Below are 1,712 nucleotides of genomic sequence, written 5' to 3' on the forward strand. Positions count from 1 at the left end.
TCTTCACCATGGAAGTGCCGGAAATCTACGACGGCATCATCGAGATCAAGTCGGTTGCCCGTGATCCGGGCTCGCGCGCCAAGATCGCCGTCATCTCGCGCGACTCCTCCATCGATCCGGTCGGCGCCTGCGTCGGCATGCGCGGCAGCCGCGTCCAGGCGGTGGTCGGCGAGCTTCAGGGCGAGAAGATCGACATCATTCCGTGGTCGCCATCGGCGGCCTCCTTCATCGTCAATGCGCTGCAGCCGGCCGAAGTCGCCAAGGTGGTGCTCGACGAGGACGCGGAGCGCATCGAGGTGGTGGTGCCGGACGACCAGCTGTCGCTGGCCATCGGCCGTCGCGGCCAGAATGTGCGCCTTGCCTCGCAGCTCACCGGCTGGGACATCGACATCCTGACCGAGCAGGAAGAGAGCGAGCGTCGCCAGAAGGAATTCGTCGAGCGCTCGGCGCTGTTCATGGAAGCGCTCGACGTCGACGAGATGGTCGGCCAGGTGCTTGCCTCCGAAGGCTTCACCAGCGTCGAGGAAGTCGCCTATGTCGACTCCGGCGAAATCGCCTCGATCGACGGCTTCGACGAGGATACGGCTTCGGAAATCCAGACGCGCGCCCGCGAGTATCTGGAGAAGATCGAGGCCGAGCACGACGAGAAGCGCAAGGCACTCGGCGTCAAGGACGAGCTGCGCGAGATTCCCGGCATCACCACCGCCATGATGGTGACGCTCGGCGAGGACGGCGTGAAGACCATCGAGGATTTTGCCGGCTATGCCGCCGACGATCTGATCGGCTGGAAGGAACGCAAGGACGGCGAGACCAAGGTCTATCCGGGTGTGCTCGCCTCTCATGGCGTCTCGCGCGCCGACGCGGAACAGATGGTGCTGGCTGCCCGCAGGAAGGCCGGCTGGATCTCCGAGGAAGAACTGGCGGCCGAGGACGCGGCTGCCGGCGAAGCCGTCGGTGCGTGAGGTGAACGCGCATCGCAAAGCCCGTGGACGATATGAACGATCGCACCTGCATCGTTACGCGCAGGCAGGCCGAAGCGGATGAACTGATCCGCTTCGTCGTCGGCCCGGATTCGGCCGTCGTTCCCGACATCAAGAGAAATCTGCCCGGCCGCGGTTGCTGGGTTACCGCTGACCGCCTACATATCGACAAGGCTGCGGCGAAGAACCTGTTTTCCCGCGCCTTCAAGGCGCAAGTCGCTGTTCCCGCCGATCTAGGCGGCATGGTCGACGGGCTGCTTTCAAGATCTGCCCTGGGCATGCTGGGCCTTGCGCGCAAGGCCGGCGCCGTGGTTTTGGGGGCCGCCAAGGTCGAGGGCGCGGTGCGCGACGGTCAGGCGCTTTTCGTGTTGCACGCGACCGAAGCGTCGGACGATGGGGTTCGCAAGATCAGTCAGGCAAGGCGGGCAACGGTCCATCTCGGTGGTCCCGCAATCCTTGCCTACAAACTTTTCCCCGAGGCTGAGTTGAGCTTGGCATTGGGGGGTACAAATGTGATACATGCTGCCGTCCTCGCGCAAGACGCGGGAAGGGCGGTCGAAAAGCGCATGGTTGCGCTGGACCGCTATCGGGGCGGTACCCCGGACGATTTGGCAATGCTTGCGGCCGTTGCTGACGAAGATGATGCCGCAGAGGATATGGAATGAGCGATACGAAATCGGGCGACGACAAGACGTTGAGCGTTACGCCGAAGAAGACCTTGACGCTGAAGCG

Annotated in this window: 2 protein-coding genes; both read left to right on the top strand. The window is 63.8% G+C overall.

What is annotated here, in order from left to right:
- Positions 1-962 (top strand): transcription termination/antitermination protein NusA (locus Q0L57_RS14485; protein WP_296743691.1); only part of this gene is annotated, 962 nt, incomplete at its 5' end.
- Positions 963-994: 32 nt separating this feature from the next.
- Complete coding sequence (locus Q0L57_RS14490; protein ID WP_296743692.1) at positions 995-1,645, top strand: RNA-binding protein; 651 nt, start codon at positions 995-997, stop codon at positions 1,643-1,645.
- Positions 1,646-1,712: the final 67 nt, after the last annotated feature.

It is taken from the genome of Mesorhizobium sp., assembly GCF_024509055.1.
In the GTDB taxonomy this organism is placed as follows: Bacteria; Pseudomonadota; Alphaproteobacteria; order Rhizobiales; family Rhizobiaceae; genus Mesorhizobium.